This is a genomic window from Lentimicrobium sp. L6 (assembly GCF_013166655.1).
GTDB lineage: Bacteria > Bacteroidota > Bacteroidia > Bacteroidales > UBA12170 > UBA12170.
This window is the reverse complement of record NZ_JABKCA010000006.1, coordinates 71,327-91,553: the sequence shown is the minus strand read 5'-3', so window position 1 is coordinate 91,553 and position 20,227 is coordinate 71,327. Positions and strand designations below refer to the sequence as shown.

Here is a 20,227-nt window from a genome sequence, read left to right as displayed (position 1 = left end):
AAGGCAGCCATTTGGTTGCCTTTTTTTTGATATATATCTAAATATTAGACAACTTTCTCTTTTTTAACATGGAAAAAATAGATGGGGCTGATCAGGTAATACAATACTTGATTAACAAAATGATAACAGGAAAATACTTGGCTTTATTTAGGGGTTTTATTTTTTTTGTTTCACAAACAATAAATTGATTTAGAAATGAAAATAAATAAGCAAATGAAAACTTTTTATTGGATCATTAAAGTAGTGTTTTTAATAGGAATTATGTTCGCCTGTTCACCAGAATCAGAAGATGAAATTCTTGATAATACTCAGGTAGAGATAGAAGAAAGCTCCAATAATAGAATTACAGCAATAGATTTAGATGGAACTACATACGAATATGAAGGAGAATACTTCGGTGCAGAAATGAGCACCGAGTACATAGAAAGCATTGGAGAGAATATCAAGCGAATTAGAATAGGCCATATGTATACCCAAGAAGGTATTGCTTTTACAGTTCCATACGCTCTAGGGACTTATAAAATGGGGACTGAGTATGATAATGGTTTAGCTTATGCCGGAATTGTAGATATGCTTGTATATCAGGAAACTGCCGATTCTTATGATTGGTATCAAAGCTACCCGGAGTTTGAGGAGGATGAGAGTATTGATAAATATGAGGTACCAACTGTGACCATCACTAAGATAGATGAACAGAATATTGAAGGTAGTTTTAAAGGAACCATCATCATGAGTGATCAAGGTGGAGTAGGGGATTATATTACTTTTACCTCTGGTTCATTTAAAATTAGTCAGGTGAGTAATTTTCAATCGGGTTTAGATCAATATTCTCAAAGCATATCCACATGGCCTTATGGCGGTGGCGGTGGCTCAGGCGGTGGTTCAGGTGGCGGCTCAGGCGGTGGTGGCCCTAATATAAATGCTCATTTTGTATATGGAACACAATCATCTTTTATCACACCTGGTTATCCTGATATGTATTTAGATACTTGCAGAGTGAAGTTCGAGAATCAATCCACTGGTGATGTGGTGAGTTATTATTGGGATTTTGATGATGGTAATACTTCAGAGGCGGAAAACCCAGAAAACTTATATGGCTTGTATAATTTGTATACTAACATGAGTTTTGATGTCACTTTACACGTTTTTGATGCTCAAGGAAATGAAGATACACACACACAGAAACTATTGAGCTAACTATGCTAAGACCCGTAGGAAAGCTAATCATGAATGGCGAAGTTTATGAGTTTGGATTAGGGGAAGGAAATGCTTTGTCTAACTATTTCACCTGGGCTCAAGTAAATCAAACAGAATGGTTGAAGCTTAGCCTGACCGATTATTATTCGCAATTTTCAAGCCAAGATATTATTTTGAATTTGTCCTCAGAACCAGATATATATAATCTTTTTCAACAATCGGGGTCCATTATTCCCGACCCGCAAGGATCTTATATTGGATTTTATTTAAAATTTAGAGGCTTTGAAACATTTTTTGGTGGAACCTCCAGTGGTTTTATGAAAAAAAGCGCAAGAACCGATGTTTATGAAATCATAGATTTAGAGATGCAGTTAAGGTATTATAATAATCCTGATTCTATAGTGAATGCAACTATTAATATTATTAACCTTCCCCATAAGGATGTATTCTAGAAAATTAGAATTGATGATAAAAAGCAGAATTTAATAATAAATTCTGCTTTTTATTTATCATCCTTCTTCCCCTTTTAATAAACGGTCAAAAAACTTTCCAACTTTGGTTTTTTTCTTTGTCTTCTTTTTTCTAATTAAAATCTTATCAGTTCAACAATCAAATTCTTTATTAAAAAGTCTTATTGAGCCATCTCATTCAGCAATAGACTAAAGATTGGTATTTAATTACTTATTTGATTCTAATTATTGAAGAATAATATTATTTCTAAAAGATAATTTTAATTTCAATTTTTAGTGTTAAATAATTAACATATAAGTTTTTCAAAATTAATAGGCATTGTAATACCTATTAATAAAGGGATTCGAATAAAATATGTCTGTAGTCTTGTATTGACCTGCATTACAGTTGTTTTCTAAGATATTTGTAAGTATTTTTGGGAGGTATTAACGCTACCTTTGTAATGACCAATATTCTTGTATCTCTTATAAATCATATGATAGGTATCTGCTATATGAGATCTTAACAATTAAATTAACGCTAAAACAATCAAATGAATAAAATCCTACTTTTTATAATTACCATTATAATTCTTTTTATACCCAAGCTTAAAGCACAAGTTCCAGAACTCTGGGGACTTACTTCCGCAGGTGGCGACGGTAATAGTGGTACAATTTTCAAAACAGATGTTAACGGGGAAAACCATTCTCTTTCTTTTAGTTTTGAAAGGTATGATGGGACAAACCCCAGCTATTCAGAACTATGCGAAGCATCCAATGGAAAACTATATGGGGTGACCCAAAATGGAGGAGTAAATGGTGTGGGTGTATTATTTGAGTATGACCCAAGCAATGGAAGTTATACCGAAAAAATACACTTTGATATAACATCCAAAGGGGGCAAAATGACTGGGTCTTTAATCGAAGCATCTAATGGAAAATTATATGGGATGACCGAAATTGGAGGGACATTTAATCAGGGTATCATATTTGAATACGACCCTACAATCGATATTTTTGTCAAGAAAATAGATTTTGATAATGTAAACAAGGGCGGCTCACCTCATGGTAGCTTACTACAAGCCGATAATGGAAAGCTATATGGGATGACTCGATTAGGGGGTACGAATAGTAAAGGTGTACTATTTGAATATGATCCTTCAGATAACAGTTTTTCGAAGAAAATAGAGTTTGATGGTACTAGCAAAGGGAGTATGCCCTACGGATCCTTAGTCGAGGCAACTAATAATAAGCTATATGGGATGACCAAATTAGGGGGTACGAATAATATAGGTGTACTATTTGAATATGATCCCTCAGATAACAGTTTTACAAAGAAAATAGATTTTGATAATACCAACAACGGGAAGTATCCCACAGGCTCTTTATTCTTGGCTTCTAATGGTCAGCTTTATGGGATGACTCAATTAGGGGGTACGAATAGTAAAGGTGTACTATTTGAATACGATCCTTCGGATAACAGTTTTATAAAGAAAATAGAATTTGATGGTACTAATATGGGCCAAAACCCATATGGTTCCTTGATTCAAGCTTCTGATGGAATGCTTTATGGTATGAATGAATCAGGAGGTATATCTTCTAAGGGTGTGTTGTTTGAATACAATCCAGGAAGCGGAACAATCACCAAAAAAATAGATTTTGATGGTTCTAGTATGGGGGCAAATCCCTTAGGTTCTTTAATTCAGGCTTCTAATGGAAAACTATATGGAATGACCCAATTTGGAGGGTTGATTAATGAGGGTGTATTGTTTGAATTTGACTTGAATAGCGATACTTATTCCAAAAAGATAGACTTTATGTTTGCTTATAATGGGTATGGTTCTTGGGGAGCCTTACTCCAAGCCTCTAACGGAAAGTTTTATGGGCTGGCTAATGGCGGTGGAGCAAGTAATTATGGTGTATTATTTGAATATGACCAGGCAAACGGAATCTATACTATAAAAGTAGATTTTGAAACTGATAAAGGGAGAAGTCCCGTTGGTTCCTTAATACAAGCTTCTAATGGAATGCTATATGGAATGAACCAAACCGGTGGAGCAAATTTGGGTGGTGTATTATTTGAATATGACCCGGTAAACGATGTGTATACTAATAAAATAGATTTTGATAATATTCTCACAGGACGGTATTCTCAAGGCTCTTTAATTCAGGCTTCTAATGATAAGTTGTACGGGATGACCTCCAATGGTGGAACAGATGGTTTAGGTGTCTTATTTGAATATGATTTAGGAAGTTCAACTTTCAGTAAAAAAATAGATTTTGATGGTTCTATTAAGGGGGCAAATCCCTTGGGTTCTTTAATTCAGGCTTCTAATGGAAAGCTGTACGGGATGACCTCCAATGGTGGAACAGATGACTTAGGTGTATTATTTGAATTCGATCCAGTCACTGGTGATTATATCAAAAGATTAGACTTTGATGGTGACAATGGGAGTTCTCCTCAAGGCTCCTTAATGCAAGCTTCTAATGGAAAACTGTATGGAATGACCTTTTATGGTGGAACAGATAATAAAGGTGTGTTATTTGAATACAAGCCTAGCCTCAATACTTTTTCAAAAATACTAGACTTTGATGGTACCACTAAGGGGCAGTCTCCCAGAGGATCTTTATTTCAAGCTTCTAATGGAAAGTTATTTGGGATGACAGGTAGTGGTGGAGTTAATGGAAAAGGTGTCTTATTTGAGATCAACCCTGTAAATAATAGTTACACAAAGAAATTTGATTTTAGTAATGGATCTGGAGCATATGGAACTCTTATTGAAGTTTTATATGATGCCTATACTTGGACGGGAGCAGAGGATAGCGATTGGAGTAAAGCCACTAACTGGTATGGGAATTCTGTTCCAACAAGTTCTGATAATGTAACTATTACAGATGTAGGGATAGCTCCGGTTATTGCCAGTGGGGTTCAAGCTGAAAGTGACAATTTGATTGTTAATTCTGGCGTTACGCTTACTGTAGAATCAGGGGGGAGTCTAATTACTGAGGGAACCATAACAAATAACGGAACTTTTCATGTACAAAGAAGTATTTCAAATGGTCAATGGCACTATATTTCATCTCCAGTTGCTGATGCTTTTAGTGGGATGTTTATTGGTGACTATTTACAGACCTGGAGTGAAGAAGATGCATTGTGGTATGAAATAATCGAAACCAATGTAAGTTTAGTACCAGCAAAAGGATTTGGATTTTGGTCCACTGGTAGTGGATCGGATATACACACTTTTACTGGAACACCTAATTCTGGAAGCCAGAGTATAGCTCTAACAACTGATGGTACTGGAGGACTCTATAACAAGGCAAATCTTATTGGCAATCCCTATCCATCTTCTATTGATTGGACAGGATTAGATGATACTTATGGGGCCGTAAATTATCATAACGGAACAGCATATGAAAGTTATAATGATGGTATAGGAACGGGATCCCCCAATATTCCTCCCATGCAAGGCTTCTTTATTCTTCCAGCCTCCTCTGGTACATTTACTGTTGAAAATAGTGATAGAACACATAGCAATGCAACAAGCTATTATAAGTCAAAAAATACGATAAGCAACGGTGTCGTCATCGCGGCATCAAATGGTGATTACGAAGATGAATTATGGATTAAATTCAATCCCCAAACCGTTTCAGGTTACGATTTTACATATGATGCTATTAAATTTTTTACAAATGTAGAAGGCATTTCTCAGATTTATTCTATTAAAGATGAAAATCAATTCTCTATAGATGTTAGACCAGAAAGTGAAATGATTCCTCTTGGATTTAGAAATGATATAAATGGCTATTATTCAATTAGACTTGATCAAATTCATGATATTGCTTCTGTAGAACTAGAGGATACTAAGATAGATAAATTCCATGACCTTACAAAAGGAATTTATTATTTCGACTGGGAAATTACTGATTCAGAAGAGCGATTTATTCTTCATTTGATGGCAACTGGTATAGATGAGAATGAAGCACAAGATATGCAAGTTTATGCTTCAAACGGAATAGTATATGTAAGCATGGACAAGTCTGAAGACTATCAGCAAATTACGTTCTACGATTTAACTGGAAGAGTTGTTTTTGAAAAAGAGCTATCGCATGAAAAAACACAAAGTTTTAATCTAAATCATATAAGTGGTGCTATGCTTGTCCAGCTCAAAGGGAATGAAAAACTTAGAACTAAAAAAATCATTTTATAAATCATAAAATTTAGATTTATAAAGAGTAAAAAACTTATTGGAATTGTAGTTTATGTTAGTATTCTCAAATGGTTTTTCCTAGGTGTCACCAGCTCCTAACAATGGAAATGATGGTCCTCCGTTGGCAGTGGAGCTAGAATTGGAGGTGGAGTAATCATATTAATTAGATTGGCTTTGGTCTAGGGACTAGGGAAAAAGAAAGCTTCATATCAGATTATAAAAGATTAAGCAATTCAACTTGCATATGGAAAATTAAATAGCATGGTTTTAATTCCCCTTTTAATACAACACTAATTACTTAGTAATTTGAATTTCATTTAAAGTCACCTTGGTTTAAGTGGTTCCTTTTTATTTATCACCCTTCTTCCCCTTAAATAAACGGTCAAAAAACTTTCCAACTTTGGTCTTTTCTTTGTCTTCTTTTTTCTTTCTTCTTGTGTCTTTTTTGGCTTGTCTTTTGTCTTTTTTGGAAATTGTTCTCCCGCTATCCACTTTTATGTTTTTATCCTCACCTTTTCCATTAAATAGGCGATGGAAGAACCCATCTACTCCTTTTTCTTTATAGGCTGGGCAATCAAGTATTGATAACAGAGTCGTATCGGTAGAAAAGCTGTTTAGATATTCATTTTTTAGAATTTTGTTCTTTTCAATATTTTGTAGAATATCACCGCTGATGGGTAAAGCCAAAGCAGAACCACTACCCAATCCACCCTTAAAATGAACTTCTGGAGAGCGAGCACCTACCCATGTCCCAATGACTAGATTTGGAGTGAAACTCATAAACCAAGCATTGCTATAATTTTGTGCTGTTCCAGTTTTTCCAGCTAAATCACTTCTGATTCCAAAACGATACCTTATTTGTCTGCCGGTTCCTTCGTTTATAGCTTTTTGGAGGATGGACGATATTTGCGCACATACTTGTTCGTCAATTGCTGTGGAGGGTTTTGATATTGGATTTTTATAGATTAAATATCCATTGGCGTCTGTAATGCTATCAATCATGGATAGATCTTTATGTATATTTCCTCCATTGGCAAGTGTACCGTATGCTAATGTCATTTCATAGAGAGATGCATCTAAAGCACCTAAAGCTAGTGCTGGAGTTTCGTTCTTTGGAACGTGAATATTTAATCTTCTTAATAAATCGGCTACGGCATCATGTCCTGTTTTGAAATACAAATCCACAGTGGGTAAGTTCATGGATTTGATCAAGGCATACCACATGGCCACTGAGGAATCTTTTGTTTGCTGATGATTGTAATTCTCCGGTTTCCAGCCTTTATATGCTTCGTATTCTTTTACTTCGTTCTCCAAATAATCACAAGAGGATAATCCTGATTCTATACCAGCAGCATAAATAAATGGCTTAATGGTGCTTGCAATTTGTCTTTGAGCAAAAATCATATCATAGGGGAGGTATCTATAATTATTTCCGCCTAACCATGATAATACTCGAGCTGTGGAGGGCTCAGTAATCAAAACAGCCGAATTTAGCATCTTATGATAATGCCATAAACTATCAGCCAAACTCATTTCTTCTACTTTAATACCATCCCAATCAAATACTTCTCTATTTTTTCGATCTGTGAGTTCAGTTTTTGAATAATCCTGAAGTAAGCTTTTCTCCCAATTCCTTCTGTAGTTTCGTCTGTTCAACTCTTTATCAAGGAGCAATTGCATTTTACTGAGTTGCTTTTGACTGGCCTGACTTGCAAATTCTTGTATTTTACTATTGAGTGATGTATGTATGACCAAACCATCCTTTTCCAGGTTATAAGCTTGACCATTAGGTGATTTGATGTCCTCCAAAATACTCGTAACTCTCTTTTTTACTTGTCTTACGAAGTAAGCAGCAGGAGATGCTATTTGATAATTAGCATAAGATAAATCTAAAGCCATTTGCTGGATACTATCAGACTCCTCTGTACTAATAAACTCTTCTTTTGCCATTAACTGAATCACTTGATTTCTTCTCCCAGTTGCATTATTCGGATTCAATCGTGGATTATAAAAAGTATTGGCTTTTAAAACGCCAACAAGTACTGCTGATTCTTGAATATTTAGTTCAAAAGCATGTTTGTCGAAATATCTAATAGCAGCAGCTTCAATACCAAAAACCTCCTCGCCAAAGGGAACAGAGTTTAAGTATAAAAGTAGAATTTCCTCTTTGGAATACACTTCTTCCATTCGGGCTGCAATAATGGCTTCTTTTACCTTATTGATGGGCATGGAGAGAAAACTGTGGTAGTTTCTCCCATATAGATTTTTTACCAATTGTTGAGTAATAGTGCTTCCGCCTCCAGAGCTTTTGTCGCCCAAAAGAATAGATTTAAAGAAGACTCTGAAATAGCTTCTCACATCATAGCCTTCATGCTCGTAAAAACGTTTGTCTTCAGTTGCAATAAGAGCTTGTAATAAGTGTGGAGGGATTTCTTTAAATGAGATATTAGTTCTATTCTCAGCAAAAAATTTACCTAATAATTTGCCATCGGAGGAGAGTACTAAGGAAGCTTCTTCCTTATGAATATCTTTTAACTCTTCTTGAGAAGGTAATGGGCCAAAAATGCCAATATAGATGAACGAGAAAAATAGGGCCAATAGGAGTATAAAGCTGAGTATAGATACCCCACTTATAATAAGTCCTTTTTTAATTTTGGTATGCATCATGCTAATAAACGATTTATCCCCAAAAATCGTATTTTATTTATGATTTTTTAAACTATTCATTAAATAATCTCTGAAAAGCTTTGTATATGACTCATAAACTGTAGGAAGGATAAAAAAAGCAAGAAACTAATGAGTTTCTTGCTTTTACTTTTTTGTGATTTTTTACCTATCCCTGCTTATAAATAATGCAACTAACTGTGACATCATCACCACCCATATTGATGGTCATTCCATAAGGACGATCGGCTTTCATTTCTATTTGAGAATCTCCAGCATTTCCCGTGAGTTGTTGCCAAATGGTTACAGCTTGGTGTACACCTGTGGCTCCTGTTGGATGTCCCCAACCTACTAATCCTCCAGTTGTGTTAATTGGCATTTCGCCATCTCTCTTAGTTTTTCCAGCAGCAACATAATCGCAACCTTCACCAGGTTTTGCTAATCCCAATGCCTCAATGGTGAGGATTCCAGCAATTGAGAAACAGTCATGAAGTTCAATAGTCCCCACTTGTTCCACTGTGATACTTGCGTTTGCTAGAGCTTTCTCAATGGCCTTTTTAATAGCAGTAAGCTCTGTTCTGTCTGCTGGTTGTTCTGTGATATTTCTAATGGTTTGTGCAAAAGCAATCACTTCTACAGCATCTTTCTTATCCACACCAATTCTTTTTAAACCCTCCTCCGATGCAATGATAATTCCACTTGAACCATCTGATACTTTGGAACAGTCCATAAAGTTTAAATGATCCACAAATATTTTTCCATTGGGTTCCATTTTTAATGACTGAGCATAAGGGTCAGGATGAGTATTGTGGAATTCTTGAGCCGTAGGATCCAAACGGGCATTTTCTATGGCATTGGCATACCATTGGGCCATCCCTTTTCTAGCTCTATCTCTATCGTATTTTTCATAATAAGCTCCAGCTCTGTCGCTAAACTGGCCAGGGAAGAAATAGGCATGACCTTTCTTACGTTCTTTGTACCAACCCGCACCAGCTAAAATATCAGCTCCATAAATAGCTTTTACGGTATTTTGAACTTCAACGCCCATACTCAAGACCACATCTGCAGTTTCGCCCAGTACAGACCGAATACCACCCATAAGCGATAAGCCACCAGAACCACAAGCCCCTTCTACAGAAGTCGCTGGTTTATATTCTAAACCTTTGTCAATCATTGGGAAAAATCCAGGTAGGTTAGCTTGCTTATTGAATCGGGCCGCCATGAAATTTCCCATGATGCTTTCGTCTACACTATCGGCACCACCTTTTATTTGTTTTAAAACGCCTTGTCCGGCTTCTTTTAAATAGTCTTCTATACCTGGACGAGGCTTTTTTGGATTAAACTCTTTTCTTCCGGTACCTAATGAAATGGTATTATAACCGGCCGTCATATATACTTTTTTACGCATTGTCTTCATTTTTTAATTGAAAAAATCATTGATAGGACCGTAGGCATGGAAAAATCCAGTCAGCATTACAGTATTAACCGCTTCTTTGTTTGCTGCCACACCATCATTAATTAAAGCAGTTCCGATTTCGTTGGAACGAGAGCCGTATTTTGTAGCCAATTGAGCTCCAAGTGAATCCATGGATTTCATTTGTCCAAAGAAATTACCAAATACTTCTTCTTTATTTTTTAATCTTACGGCTTTTTTCCAAGGAATGGCACCTTCGGGTAATGCTCCAATTTGTGCATCACATTTTTCAGCGAAAGTTTCAAATGAAACATATTCTTTGGTTTGAGGATCAAAAGCGGCTACAGGTTGCCCTTTTTCGTATTTCAAGAAGCCATCTTTTTGAGCGCCACTACTCATCTGACCTCCTTTTATTCCAAGTTCAATAAATTGGTCTATAATATCACTATGAAGATTTTCATTTTCCATATATGGGTTCATCACTTTCATGATAAATTGCATTACGTCAATTCCTACATAATCAATCAGCTGAAATATCCCCATGGGGCGAACTAAGAAATCTTGACTCACTTTATTCATGATATAAACAGCCTCAGGGAAAGTATATTTAACGCATAGGTTTTTAACTTCGCTTAAGCCATGAAGACCATCGCGCATAAAATGGCCATTGCCAATAAAACCAGCTATGTCATTTGCCGGAACTACAATTTTCTTTAATCCTTTGGCATAGGCAAGAGCAAACTCTTTCATCTCTGGGAGCGTAGAAGAGGTTGTGATTAATTCAACCAACTTTTGAATAGCTGGAGGATTGTAGAAATGGAAACCTAAAACTCGTCCTCCTAATTTTGCGCCTTCGTCTATTAGGCTGATAGGAACCGAACTGGTATTGGTGAAGAACCAAGGTTTCTTAGGGTTGTTGCTATCTATTTGTGATAATATCTTTACTTTTAAATCTGGATTTTCACTAACGGCCTCAAAAACCAAATGAGAACGATAAGCTACTTCCATAGCGGTGGTTGGGCGAATCATATTCAGAACATCAAAGATATATTGCTCAATAATTTCGCCATTTTCTATTAAATCTGCTCTGTCAGCATATACCGAACGAAGCCATACTGTTTGCTTTTCGGCAATTTTCAAAACCTGAGATTTTACATATTTCATGAGGCCATGAAGTCCCTCGTCAGATAAATCCATGGCATTCAGCACAAATGTTTTTCCTTTGTTTTCCGGCTTAAGACTCAAATTGGTCATTTCAACCGCGGTTAACAGTAGTATTCCGCTACCCATTTTTCCGGCAGCTCCTAAAACTGTTACATTTTGCAATCTTTCTTCGTAAGTCATATTGTTGATTTGTTTTCTTTCAATGTTTTTATTTAACTAGTATTTAGCCTCTAATATCCAGTTTGCCAGTTGGGCTTTCTTTTTTCTAAAAATGCAGCCATGCCTTCAGTACCTTCTGAGCCTTTACCAAATAGGCTTCCAAATTGCTCAGCTTCTAGTTTATTACCCTCCTCTAAAGACATATCAAAGCCTTTATGAGTAACTGATTTTACTTTAGAAACTGCTTGAGGCCCTTTCCCTGCTATGGTTTTAGCAATTTGCATACAAGTATCTATTAATGCTTCAGGTTCTACCACTTTTTGCACCAAACCTATTCTTAAAGCATCCTCTGCTCCAATCATTTCGGCTGTGGTGAGTAAAAATAGGGCGTCGGCTAGTCCTACAAGCCTACTGAGTCTTTGGGTTCCTGCAAAACCAGGAATAAGACCAAGATTAACTTCTGGCTGACCAAATTTTGCTTTGGTACTCGCAATTCTGAAATCTGCTCCCATGGCCAATTCTAAACCGCCACCTAAAGCAAATCCATTAATGGCAGCTATAACAGGAATATGCAATTCTGCAAAACTCGAAAAAGTAGCTTGTCCACGAGTGGCGAATATGCTACCTTCCTCTGGCGTTTTGTTTTTCATCTCTGCAATGTCTGCTCCAGCTACAAATGCTTTTCCTTCTCCAGTGATGATAACCGCCCTTAGGTTTTCGTCAGTTTTAAATTGAGAAACAGCATAATCCATTTCTTCAAAAAAACGGGTATTGAGTGCATTCATTGCTTTTGGTCGGCTGATGGTTACAAGTGCAATTCCATCTTTTTGATTGATTTGTAAAATTTCGTATGTCATCTATTTGGTTTTAAAACAGCTAAAAAACGAAAAATGATAATCTTAAAAATGCAGATTAACATCTTGTTGTTCAGTGAATTTAGTTCATTTGTTTTTTGTAAATTCAAATGTATGCATAATAAATTTTATGGACAAGAATTTTAGAAAAGTTTAAGAATTGGGAGATGCTGATTGATGGTTAAGTGTTTTATTTAAAAGCTAATACCGGACTCAAAGTGTTGTTATTAAACAACGAAAGCTGCTTATGCAAATTCCTGAAATGTATTATGTGTTGTGTTTGAAATACATTAAAATACATAAAACGTTGTATATAAACAACAAAATATGTATATTTGGTTTTTAATACAAAAATGATGGATGAATTAATTAGAATTTCGGATAGGATAGTTTCAAATACAAATAGTGATTTTGAAAGGTATTTGTTATATGAAATTGAGTGGGAGGACAGGTTGATTGGATTAACTGGTGCCAGAGGCGTGGGTAAAACCACATTAATGTTGCAATATTTGAAGAAACATTCCAAATCATCTAGATCATGGATATATGTGAGTCTCGATAATTTCTACTTTCTGAAAAATAGATTGTTCGATTTTGCCGAGGAATTCTATTTGAAAGGAGGGAGGCATTTGTTTATAGATGAGGTTCATCATTATCCTCATTGGTCTATGGACATTAAAAACCTCCATGATATTTATCATGATCTGAAAATCGTTTTTTCTGGTTCTTCAGCTTTACAAATTCATAAAGCAGAAGCTGATTTAAGTAGACGGGCTGCAATTTATAATCTTCATGAACTGTCATTTAGAGAATATTTAATGCTTTCGGGCAAGTATGAAGGTAAAGTGTATTCTTTTGAGGAGGTCTTAAAAAATCATACTGAGATATCTTTAGAAATTACCAAGGGGAAGTCTATTATTCCATGGTTCAACGAGTATTTGAGTGAGGGCATTTATCCTTTTTTTAAGGAAGCAAAAGGGCAATATCATGAGCGCTTAAATAGTGTGATTAATATTATTATCGAGCGAGATTTACAAGTCTTGGAAAAGATATCGTATGCCACAGTATATAAACTTAAAATGCTTGTCGCGCTTTTGGCTGATAATGTTCCTTATCAAGTAAATATAACAGCCTTGAGCTCTAAAACCGGTTTGAGTCGAGATGTATTACTTCGTTTATTAGGTGCTTTGGATAGGGCAAATCTGATAAAGAATATCCGTTTAGTAGGTTCGTCTGATGGATATTTAACCAAGCCAGATAAAATCTATATGAATAATACTTCACTTTTATCATCATTGCATTCAGGTAATGTATCTATAAAAGAAACCATGCGAGAAACGTTTTTTATGAATCAAATGTGTAAATCTCATGTGGTGAAATCTGCGAAAGAAGGAGATTTTAAAATTGATAATAGGTATGTGTTTGAAATTGGAGGACGAAAAAAGACCTTTGAACAAATTGCTGATTTACCCGATTCTTTTATAGCAGCTGATGATTTGGAAGTAGGATATCATAATAAAATTCCGCTTTGGCTTTTTGGGTTTATGTATTAAACCCAAAAGCCTAGGGAATTGTCTAGTTAAATAGATAATTCCCTATTTTTGAATTTCATAATCAAACAAATACTCATGAACATGTTCAAATCAATTGTTTCGTTATTGTTTCTCTCAATTTTCTCAATATCTTTAATTGCTCAAGACTCAAATACTCAATTACTCGAAAAACTGGAAATCCTAGAATCTCAACTCGATAACTTACAACATCAATTTAATAAGGTAAATAAGCAAAACGAAGACCTCCTCTGGTTTGAAAAAGTAGGAGACATAGCTTTTATAGACAAGATTTTTATTCCAGGCCCTCCAGCTTCCAATATCAAAAGTGAAACCCATATGAGTTATGGAAACCCCTTGAAATTTTGGTCTTATGTGTTTATTCCAAAATCAGTGGATGCCAGTAAAAAATATCCTTTAATAGTATTGCCACACGGAGGAGTCCATGGAGATTTAACTACCTATTACACTCATATTGTCCGTGAATTAATGGCTCAGGGATATATAGTCATTGCCCCTGAATATCGTGGAAGCACGGGTTATGGAAAATCGTATTACGAGAGTATAGACTATGGAGGATTAGAGAATGAGGATGTTTTTGCAGCTAGAAATCACATGGTAGAGAATTATGATATTGTGGATGGAAGTAGAGTAGGGATAATGGGCTGGAGTCATGGAGGGATGATTAGTCTGATGAGTATATTCGACCATCCTCAGGATTACCAAGTGGCTTTTGCGGGAGTTCCTGTGAGCGATTTAGTAGCCCGTATGGGATATATGGATGATGGATACAGAGCCTTATATTCGGCAGATTACCATATTGGAGCTACAGCGCAGGAAAACATCGCAGAATACCGTAGGAGGTCGCCAGCATGGAATACCTATAAAATGAAAAATACACCACTTCTGATTCATACCAACACCAACGATGATGATGTAAATGTTTTGGAGGTAGAGCATCTTATCAAATCTCTTAAAGCAGATGGTAAAGCATTTGAATATGAAATATATAAAGAAATTCCAGGAGGACATTCTTTCGATAGAATTGATACAAGAAAAGCCAATGAAATCAGAATTAAAATCTATAAATTTCTGGCCAAAGAACTTAATCCCCCAAATCCAATTAAAAATATGGTTGCTCTGCGTAAGGCAGCTTATCGTTTTTAATTGGCATTTTACTCTTTTTTTAGATCCAAGGGTTAGATTAAACCATTCTTAAGCTTCCCAATATTGCTATATCATTTCCGTAATTTAAAGATGAATTTGAAAGGATATTGTTCATGTTAAAAAGAGTTAAGTATTCATATTCAGGCAATAATAACTCTTTAGCTATGTTTTTGATTAATAAATGATGCAATAGAGCTTTTTGCTTTTTTAACAATATGACTATTTAGCTTATTTGGAATATCTCCAATTTAGTCTTATATTTGCTTAGTTAGCATCATCTATCTCAATAATTTAAATTAAAGAAAATGCGCCAGCTAAAAATAAATAAATCGATCACCAACCGTGAAAATGCTTCTTTGGATAAATATCTTACGGATATTGGTCGGGAAGATTTGATCACAGCTGAGGAAGAAGTAAGACTTGCCCAGCGAATAAAAGAAGGAGACGAAATAGCGCTTAACAAACTAGTGAAGGCAAACCTGCGTTTTGTAGTTTCTGTATCTAAACAATATCAGAACCAGGGGCTCAGCCTACCTGACCTTATTAATGAAGGTAATGTGGGTTTAATAAAAGCCGCTCGTAGATTTGATGAAACTAGAGGATTCAAATTTATTTCATACGCCGTATGGTGGATTCGCCAGTCTATTTTGCAGGCCCTTGCTGAGCAATCTCGTATTGTTCGCTTGCCACTTAATCAAGTAGGATCCATTAATAAGATAAAGAAAACCATTTCATTACTAGAACAACAACTAAATCGTCCACCATCGGAGGAGGAAATTGCTAAGCACTTAGAAACTTCTGAAGTTAAGGTAAATGCCGCCATGCGTATTTCAAGTCGCTCTGTTTCTATTGATGCTCCATTGTCAACAGATGATGATACCAGTATGGTTGATTTTATTGTAAGTGATGATACACCAAAATCTGATGAACATCTCATTAGAGAGAGTTTAACTCAGGAAATACAACGTTCGCTATCTACTCTTACCGACAAGGAAAGAGAAGTAGTCAATCTATATTATGGAATAGGAATGAATCATGGATTGACCCTTGATGAAATTGGTGATAAATTTGATTTGACTCGTGAACGCGTTCGTCAGATTAAAGAAAAAGCCATTCGAAGGCTCAAACATCCTTCACGCTCCAAACTACTAAAGTCCTATTTAGGACAATAAATTCTAATAATATAAAGAGGCTGAGGCCTCTTTTTTTATGCCATATTGGCTATAATGATTTCTAGTATCATTATTGATAACAAAAGTCTTATGTCTTCACAAAAAGAAAAAATAGAATTATTAAAAGCCGGGTTTTATCCCCTTGTCTTACTACTTATTATGTGGGTGGTGAAGTTGGTGGAGTATTTATTTGAAATCCGCTTTTCATTTTTAGGCGTTTATCCGCTCGAGTTGAAAGGAATTCCAGGAATCATTCTCATGCCATTTTTACATAGCGATTGGGGTCATTTGATATCCAATTCTACACCCTTTATGTTTTTAGGAACTTTGCTTTTCTATTTTTATAGAGATGTGGCTTGGAAAATCCTCCTCCTCATTTGGGTTTTAAGTGGAATATGGCTTTGGTTAGGAGCTCGCGATGCTTATCATATTGGTGCCAGTGGGGTAGTTTATGGTTTGGCTTCTTTTCTTTTTGTTTCGGGAATCATAAGAAATAATAGAAGATTACTTACCTTAACCATGATAGTCGCCTTTTTATATGGAAGTATGATTTGGGGATTCTTTCCAGAATTTTTCCCTGATAAGAACATCAGTTGGGAAGGCCACTTATTTGGATTTGTCTCTGGAGCTTTAATGGCCTTCTATTTTAGAAAGGAAGGACCAGAAGAGGAGGTTTTTGTATGGGATGATAGTGATGTGCCAGATGATGAAAATGCTTATTGGCGTTCCACTACTCCAGCAGATAAAACGGCTTTAGACGAAAAGGCTCGACCTACTCGAATTCATTATCATTATAAGAAGGAAAAAAAGAATTGATTATTCTTTTAAGAGCCGTTCAAATTCTTCTTTTAGAGTTTCAAATTCATAAGGAGAAGATGCATCTGTGTTGGTAATTTCTCCTTTTTTATTGACGATTATATATCTTGGTATTCCTGTTATTTTAAATCGATTACTCAAAACGGAACTCTGATTATTAGATAGGTGAAAGTGTTCACCCTTTATCTTTTTCTCGTTGATTGTAGTTTCCCATGAGATTTTAGAGCAGTTATATCCTAAATATATGAATACAATGTCTTTATCTTCAAACTTGCGCTTGAGTCTTCTAGAATCTTCTATGCCTCCCATACAGGGCCCGCACCATGGCGCCCAAATATCTATGTATAAAACTTTGTTAGGGTATAATTCAATAATACTATCAAATATTTGATTATTGAGTGTTTTTTTTGAGTGAGTATTTATCCCCGTTGTTGATTTTGAATTAGAGAACCCAACTAACTCATTGTATTTAGATAAAAGATAATTCTTTACAAATGAGTTAGAAATTAATAAATCATCTTCAAAATATGAAAATGTCTCTAGGTCTCTCAATTCCAATAGTTGGTAGTATAGACCTCCCATCAGTAAATCTTTCCCAAATCCAGAAGATGATTTCTGAATCATTTTTTCCTGAATCTTAAATGCAGTGATTCTTTCTTTGTTTTTGTAATGTTGGAATAGGATTTCAAGAGAATCTGAAGGTAGGTTATGGCTTGCTAAGTACCTTTGACTGGCTCTAATAAATGATCTGTAGTTCCAATTACATACTGCATTTATATGGTCAAAATTAGTCTGCTCTAGTATGAAACTATAATTTTCAGGAAGGAAGTTATCTTTATAAGAATAGCTACCTCTATTGAGTTTATTGGTTTTGTAGCGAATTAAGTCTTTTAGAGCTAAGTATTTTAGCTCATGCTTGAGCCATTCTTTAAAAAAAGAACTTCGAGTTTTATTATTTAGGAACTCATTTGATTTTTCTTGATAATATTTTTTTCGTTCTACATTTATGTAACTTAAATATTCACTAGAATCTAGTCTTTGAGGTAAATAGCCTTCGTTATCCCAATCATAGACTTCTTGATAAAAATATTGCTGATACTCGAAATATTCAGTTGTCATTTGACTATAATTTCCTGAATATTGAATGGAACTCATATGAGTGTATTTGTTAAAGGCCTTTTTTAAAGAGTCATTATGAAAAACAAAATGGATGCTATCACCTGGGAAAGCATAAAAAGGAATGGTATTCTGATAATAGAAAAAATAATTGGAAGGGAAAAAACTTTCAAATGAGGTTTTGAAATACCCATTTTCAGTTATTTCGATATCAAATGTTTTTTGATTATCGAATAAATCATCAAATCCAAATTTGATAAAATAATCGTCACTATGAGGATTGTAATTGATGATTTCACCTGTTATAATCACCTTTTGGGGTTTCTCGAATATGCTTTCGTTTTTTGATGTTTTGGAAGTGCAACTGAATAAAAGAAATAAGAATAATAAGTAATAAAGTAAATTGAAGTTGATGCGTTTCATATTATTAATCCTTAATTAAATAGCGATTATAAAAGAATAAACACACAGCTGCCATAGCCCCAATTCCTGCAACTACCATCCAGATTTGTGAAGGATTATAGCTGGTCCAAAGATAATTCACCAATTCCCTATGACTCATGTTCAGCTCATTGGCTAAGGCGTTTAATTCCTCTGTTTGACTTAATTGTTCAGGCAAGTCAAGCTTGATCTTCGCAGCCTCCTCTCTCACAATACTTACTAAATCACTAGTTTTTTGGTAAACAGGTCCAGATACCAAGCCTGTAAATAAATTACCTAAAAACATGGGGATAAAAGAATAGCCCATATATAAAGCTTTTTTATCGGCGGGGGCGATTTTTCCGATATATTCCGTGATTTTTGGCGAAGCTGTCATTTCACCAATGGCAAAAATAAATAGTGAAGAAACAATAAATATGGGATTTTGGGTGATTAGAGTGAGACTTAATCCAACAGTAGAAATTATAAAACCAGTCATCATTACATTTAAAGCTTTCCAGCGCATGATAATACTACTGATTAAAACCTGAAACAAGATAATAAACATAGCGTCGAAATTGGTGATGAATTCTGGGTCCATTTGATCGCCTATGCTATAAGTCTCTGCTATAAATGGAATATTTGCTGAGAAATAATTAAACCAAGAGGAGGTATCTACCCATTGCTCAATGAAAACAGGAAGTGTGTAGAATAATTGTAGATACATAGTCCAGAAGCCTGCAGCAATCACTAGAAATAATACAAACTTAAAATCAATGAGGACAGTAAATATGTTTCTAAAAACTTGTTTAATAGTCTCTCCAAGAGGTTCTTTTGTTTCCATTCTTTCAGGCTCTTTATAAAAAAGAATGAGAATGAAATTCACTGAAATAATGGCTGCAGAAATATAAAATACCAATTCATAAGAAGTATCTTTAAAAGCCAAGGTGAGTAAGGGGCCAAGGAAGGAACCAATATTCACCATCATATAAAATATTCCAAATCCAATGGAGGCTGTTCTGTCAGTAGTGGTTTTAGCTACAGTAGCAGAGATAACAGGTTTAAATAAAGCTGCACCTACAGCTAAGTACAAGTATATGAGGAAAACACCAGTGAAGGTGTCGAACATGGGCATTAAAATAAATGCAGATGCGTATATGAAAAAGGAGAGGATTAATACTTTTTTATAGCCCCATTTATCGGCAATAGCTCCAGTTATAACAGGAAGGAAATAGAGTATTCCGGTCCCAACACTCATGATGAGTGCTTTTTGGTTTTGGCTAAATTCTAATCCGCCAAAATCACTTGACTTGGTAAGGTAGTTAGCAAAGAGCATAAAGAATCCATACCAAGCAAATCTTTCGAATAGCTCAATAGTGTTCGCCACCCAAAAAGTGCGTGGGAACCTTTTAAAAATATTACTCATGATTTAGAATTTAGTTTATGGGAGTGGGTATTCTACTTCTACTAAAGTACTGTCACAAAGCCATGTACATAAGGTAGAATCAATAGCAACCAATTTTGAATCCACATAAATACTCATGGTGTAATTTGCTGAGTCTAAGCGTGTTCTTCCGGCTAGATATAAGTTGTCTAAACTTTTAGCTTCAAACCTTACCCAAAAAGTATCTGCAATACTTTCATATTGCTCAGTTGTTTTGTTAGCGAAAGCTGGGTTTTGATAGGTGATAATAAACCTTTTTCCTTCTGGCATATTATTTTTCAAAAGGTAGGCTACATCATAGCTGGTATAGTTTTGAGGTTTGTCTTCTTTGCTACAAGAATAAAAAAATAGGAGACCTAATGCTAATACAAAAAAAATACTGATTGCTTTTTTCATTTGTAAATATTATGTGATAAGCAAAGATAGTATA

14 protein-coding genes are annotated in these 20,227 nt (G+C 35.2%); 7 read left to right on the top strand and 7 right to left on the bottom strand.

Annotated features, from left to right (window positions below; all coding sequences use genetic code 11):
- Nucleotides 1–213 precede the first annotated feature (213 nt).
- The 3 genes from HNS38_RS02790 (at nt 214) to HNS38_RS02780 (ending at nt 5,857) form a co-directional block, all read left to right on the top strand.
- The gene (locus HNS38_RS02790; protein WP_172279651.1) at nt 214–1,197 is read left to right on the top strand and encodes a PKD domain-containing protein; all 984 of its coding nucleotides are present in this window, start codon (nt 214–216) and stop codon (nt 1,195–1,197) included.
- A 2-nt stretch (nt 1,198–1,199) separates the two neighbouring features.
- On the top strand, nt 1,200–1,649 hold the full coding sequence (locus HNS38_RS02785; protein WP_172279649.1) for a hypothetical protein: 450 nt from the start codon (nt 1,200–1,202) through the stop codon (nt 1,647–1,649).
- A gap of 551 nt (nt 1,650–2,200) precedes the next feature.
- Nucleotides 2,201–5,857: a PQQ-like beta-propeller repeat protein gene (locus HNS38_RS02780; RefSeq protein WP_172345946.1), complete on the top strand. Its 3,657-nt coding sequence runs from the start codon at nt 2,201–2,203 to the stop codon at nt 5,855–5,857.
- A gap of 348 nt (nt 5,858–6,205) precedes the next feature.
- Here HNS38_RS02780 and HNS38_RS02775 read toward each other — a convergent pair whose 3' ends face one another.
- The 4 genes from HNS38_RS02775 to HNS38_RS02760 all read right to left on the bottom strand — a co-directional run bounded on the left by HNS38_RS02775 (nt 6,206) and on the right by HNS38_RS02760 (nt 12,115).
- A complete protein-coding gene (locus HNS38_RS02775) occupies nt 6,206–8,524 on the bottom strand; it encodes a transglycosylase domain-containing protein (RefSeq protein ID WP_172345945.1) in 2,319 nt (772 codons plus the stop codon).
- A gap of 166 nt (nt 8,525–8,690) precedes the next feature.
- Nucleotides 8,691–9,929 (bottom strand): hypothetical protein, encoded by a 1,239-nt coding sequence (locus HNS38_RS02770; RefSeq protein ID WP_216663622.1) that lies wholly within the window; start codon nt 9,927–9,929, stop codon nt 8,691–8,693.
- Nucleotides 9,930–9,941: 12 nt separating this feature from the next.
- Complete coding sequence (locus HNS38_RS02765; RefSeq protein WP_172345943.1) at nt 9,942–11,279, bottom strand: 3-hydroxyacyl-CoA dehydrogenase family protein; 1,338 nt, start codon at nt 11,277–11,279, stop codon at nt 9,942–9,944.
- 50 nt (nt 11,280–11,329) lie between these two features.
- A complete protein-coding gene (locus HNS38_RS02760; protein WP_172345942.1) occupies nt 11,330–12,115 on the bottom strand; it encodes an enoyl-CoA hydratase/isomerase family protein in 786 nt (261 codons plus the stop codon).
- 353 nt (nt 12,116–12,468) lie between these two features.
- Between HNS38_RS02760 and HNS38_RS02755 the strand changes: the two genes are divergently transcribed.
- From HNS38_RS02755 to HNS38_RS02740, 4 genes are all read left to right on the top strand, one after another.
- On the top strand, nt 12,469–13,665 hold the full coding sequence (locus tag HNS38_RS02755; RefSeq protein ID WP_172345941.1) for an ATP-binding protein: 1,197 nt from the start codon (nt 12,469–12,471) through the stop codon (nt 13,663–13,665).
- Nucleotides 13,666–13,746: 81 nt separating this feature from the next.
- Nucleotides 13,747–14,829: a S9 family peptidase gene (locus tag HNS38_RS02750; RefSeq protein WP_172345940.1), complete on the top strand. Its 1,083-nt coding sequence runs from the start codon at nt 13,747–13,749 to the stop codon at nt 14,827–14,829.
- 305 nt (nt 14,830–15,134) lie between these two features.
- Nucleotides 15,135–16,001: an RNA polymerase sigma factor RpoD/SigA gene (locus tag HNS38_RS02745; protein ID WP_172279633.1), complete on the top strand. Its 867-nt coding sequence runs from the start codon at nt 15,135–15,137 to the stop codon at nt 15,999–16,001.
- 90 nt (nt 16,002–16,091) lie between these two features.
- On the top strand, nt 16,092–16,817 hold the full coding sequence (locus HNS38_RS02740) for a rhomboid family intramembrane serine protease (protein WP_172279631.1): 726 nt from the start codon (nt 16,092–16,094) through the stop codon (nt 16,815–16,817).
- Here the strand turns inward: HNS38_RS02740 and HNS38_RS02735 are convergent, their stop codons facing one another.
- Genes HNS38_RS02735 through HNS38_RS02725 form a run of 3 tightly spaced genes read right to left on the bottom strand, consistent with a single transcriptional unit; the run spans nt 16,818 to nt 20,193 of the window.
- Nucleotides 16,818–18,356, bottom strand: coding sequence for a TlpA disulfide reductase family protein (locus tag HNS38_RS02735; RefSeq protein WP_172345939.1), 1,539 nt, complete (start codon nt 18,354–18,356; stop codon nt 16,818–16,820).
- A gap of 4 nt (nt 18,357–18,360) precedes the next feature.
- Entirely contained in the window at nt 18,361–19,779 is a 1,419-nt protein-coding gene (locus HNS38_RS02730) for an MFS transporter (RefSeq protein WP_172345938.1), read from the bottom strand.
- 15 nt (nt 19,780–19,794) lie between these two features.
- Nucleotides 19,795–20,193 (bottom strand): hypothetical protein, encoded by a 399-nt coding sequence (locus HNS38_RS02725; protein ID WP_172279625.1) that lies wholly within the window; start codon nt 20,191–20,193, stop codon nt 19,795–19,797.
- Nucleotides 20,194–20,227 lie beyond the last annotated feature (34 nt).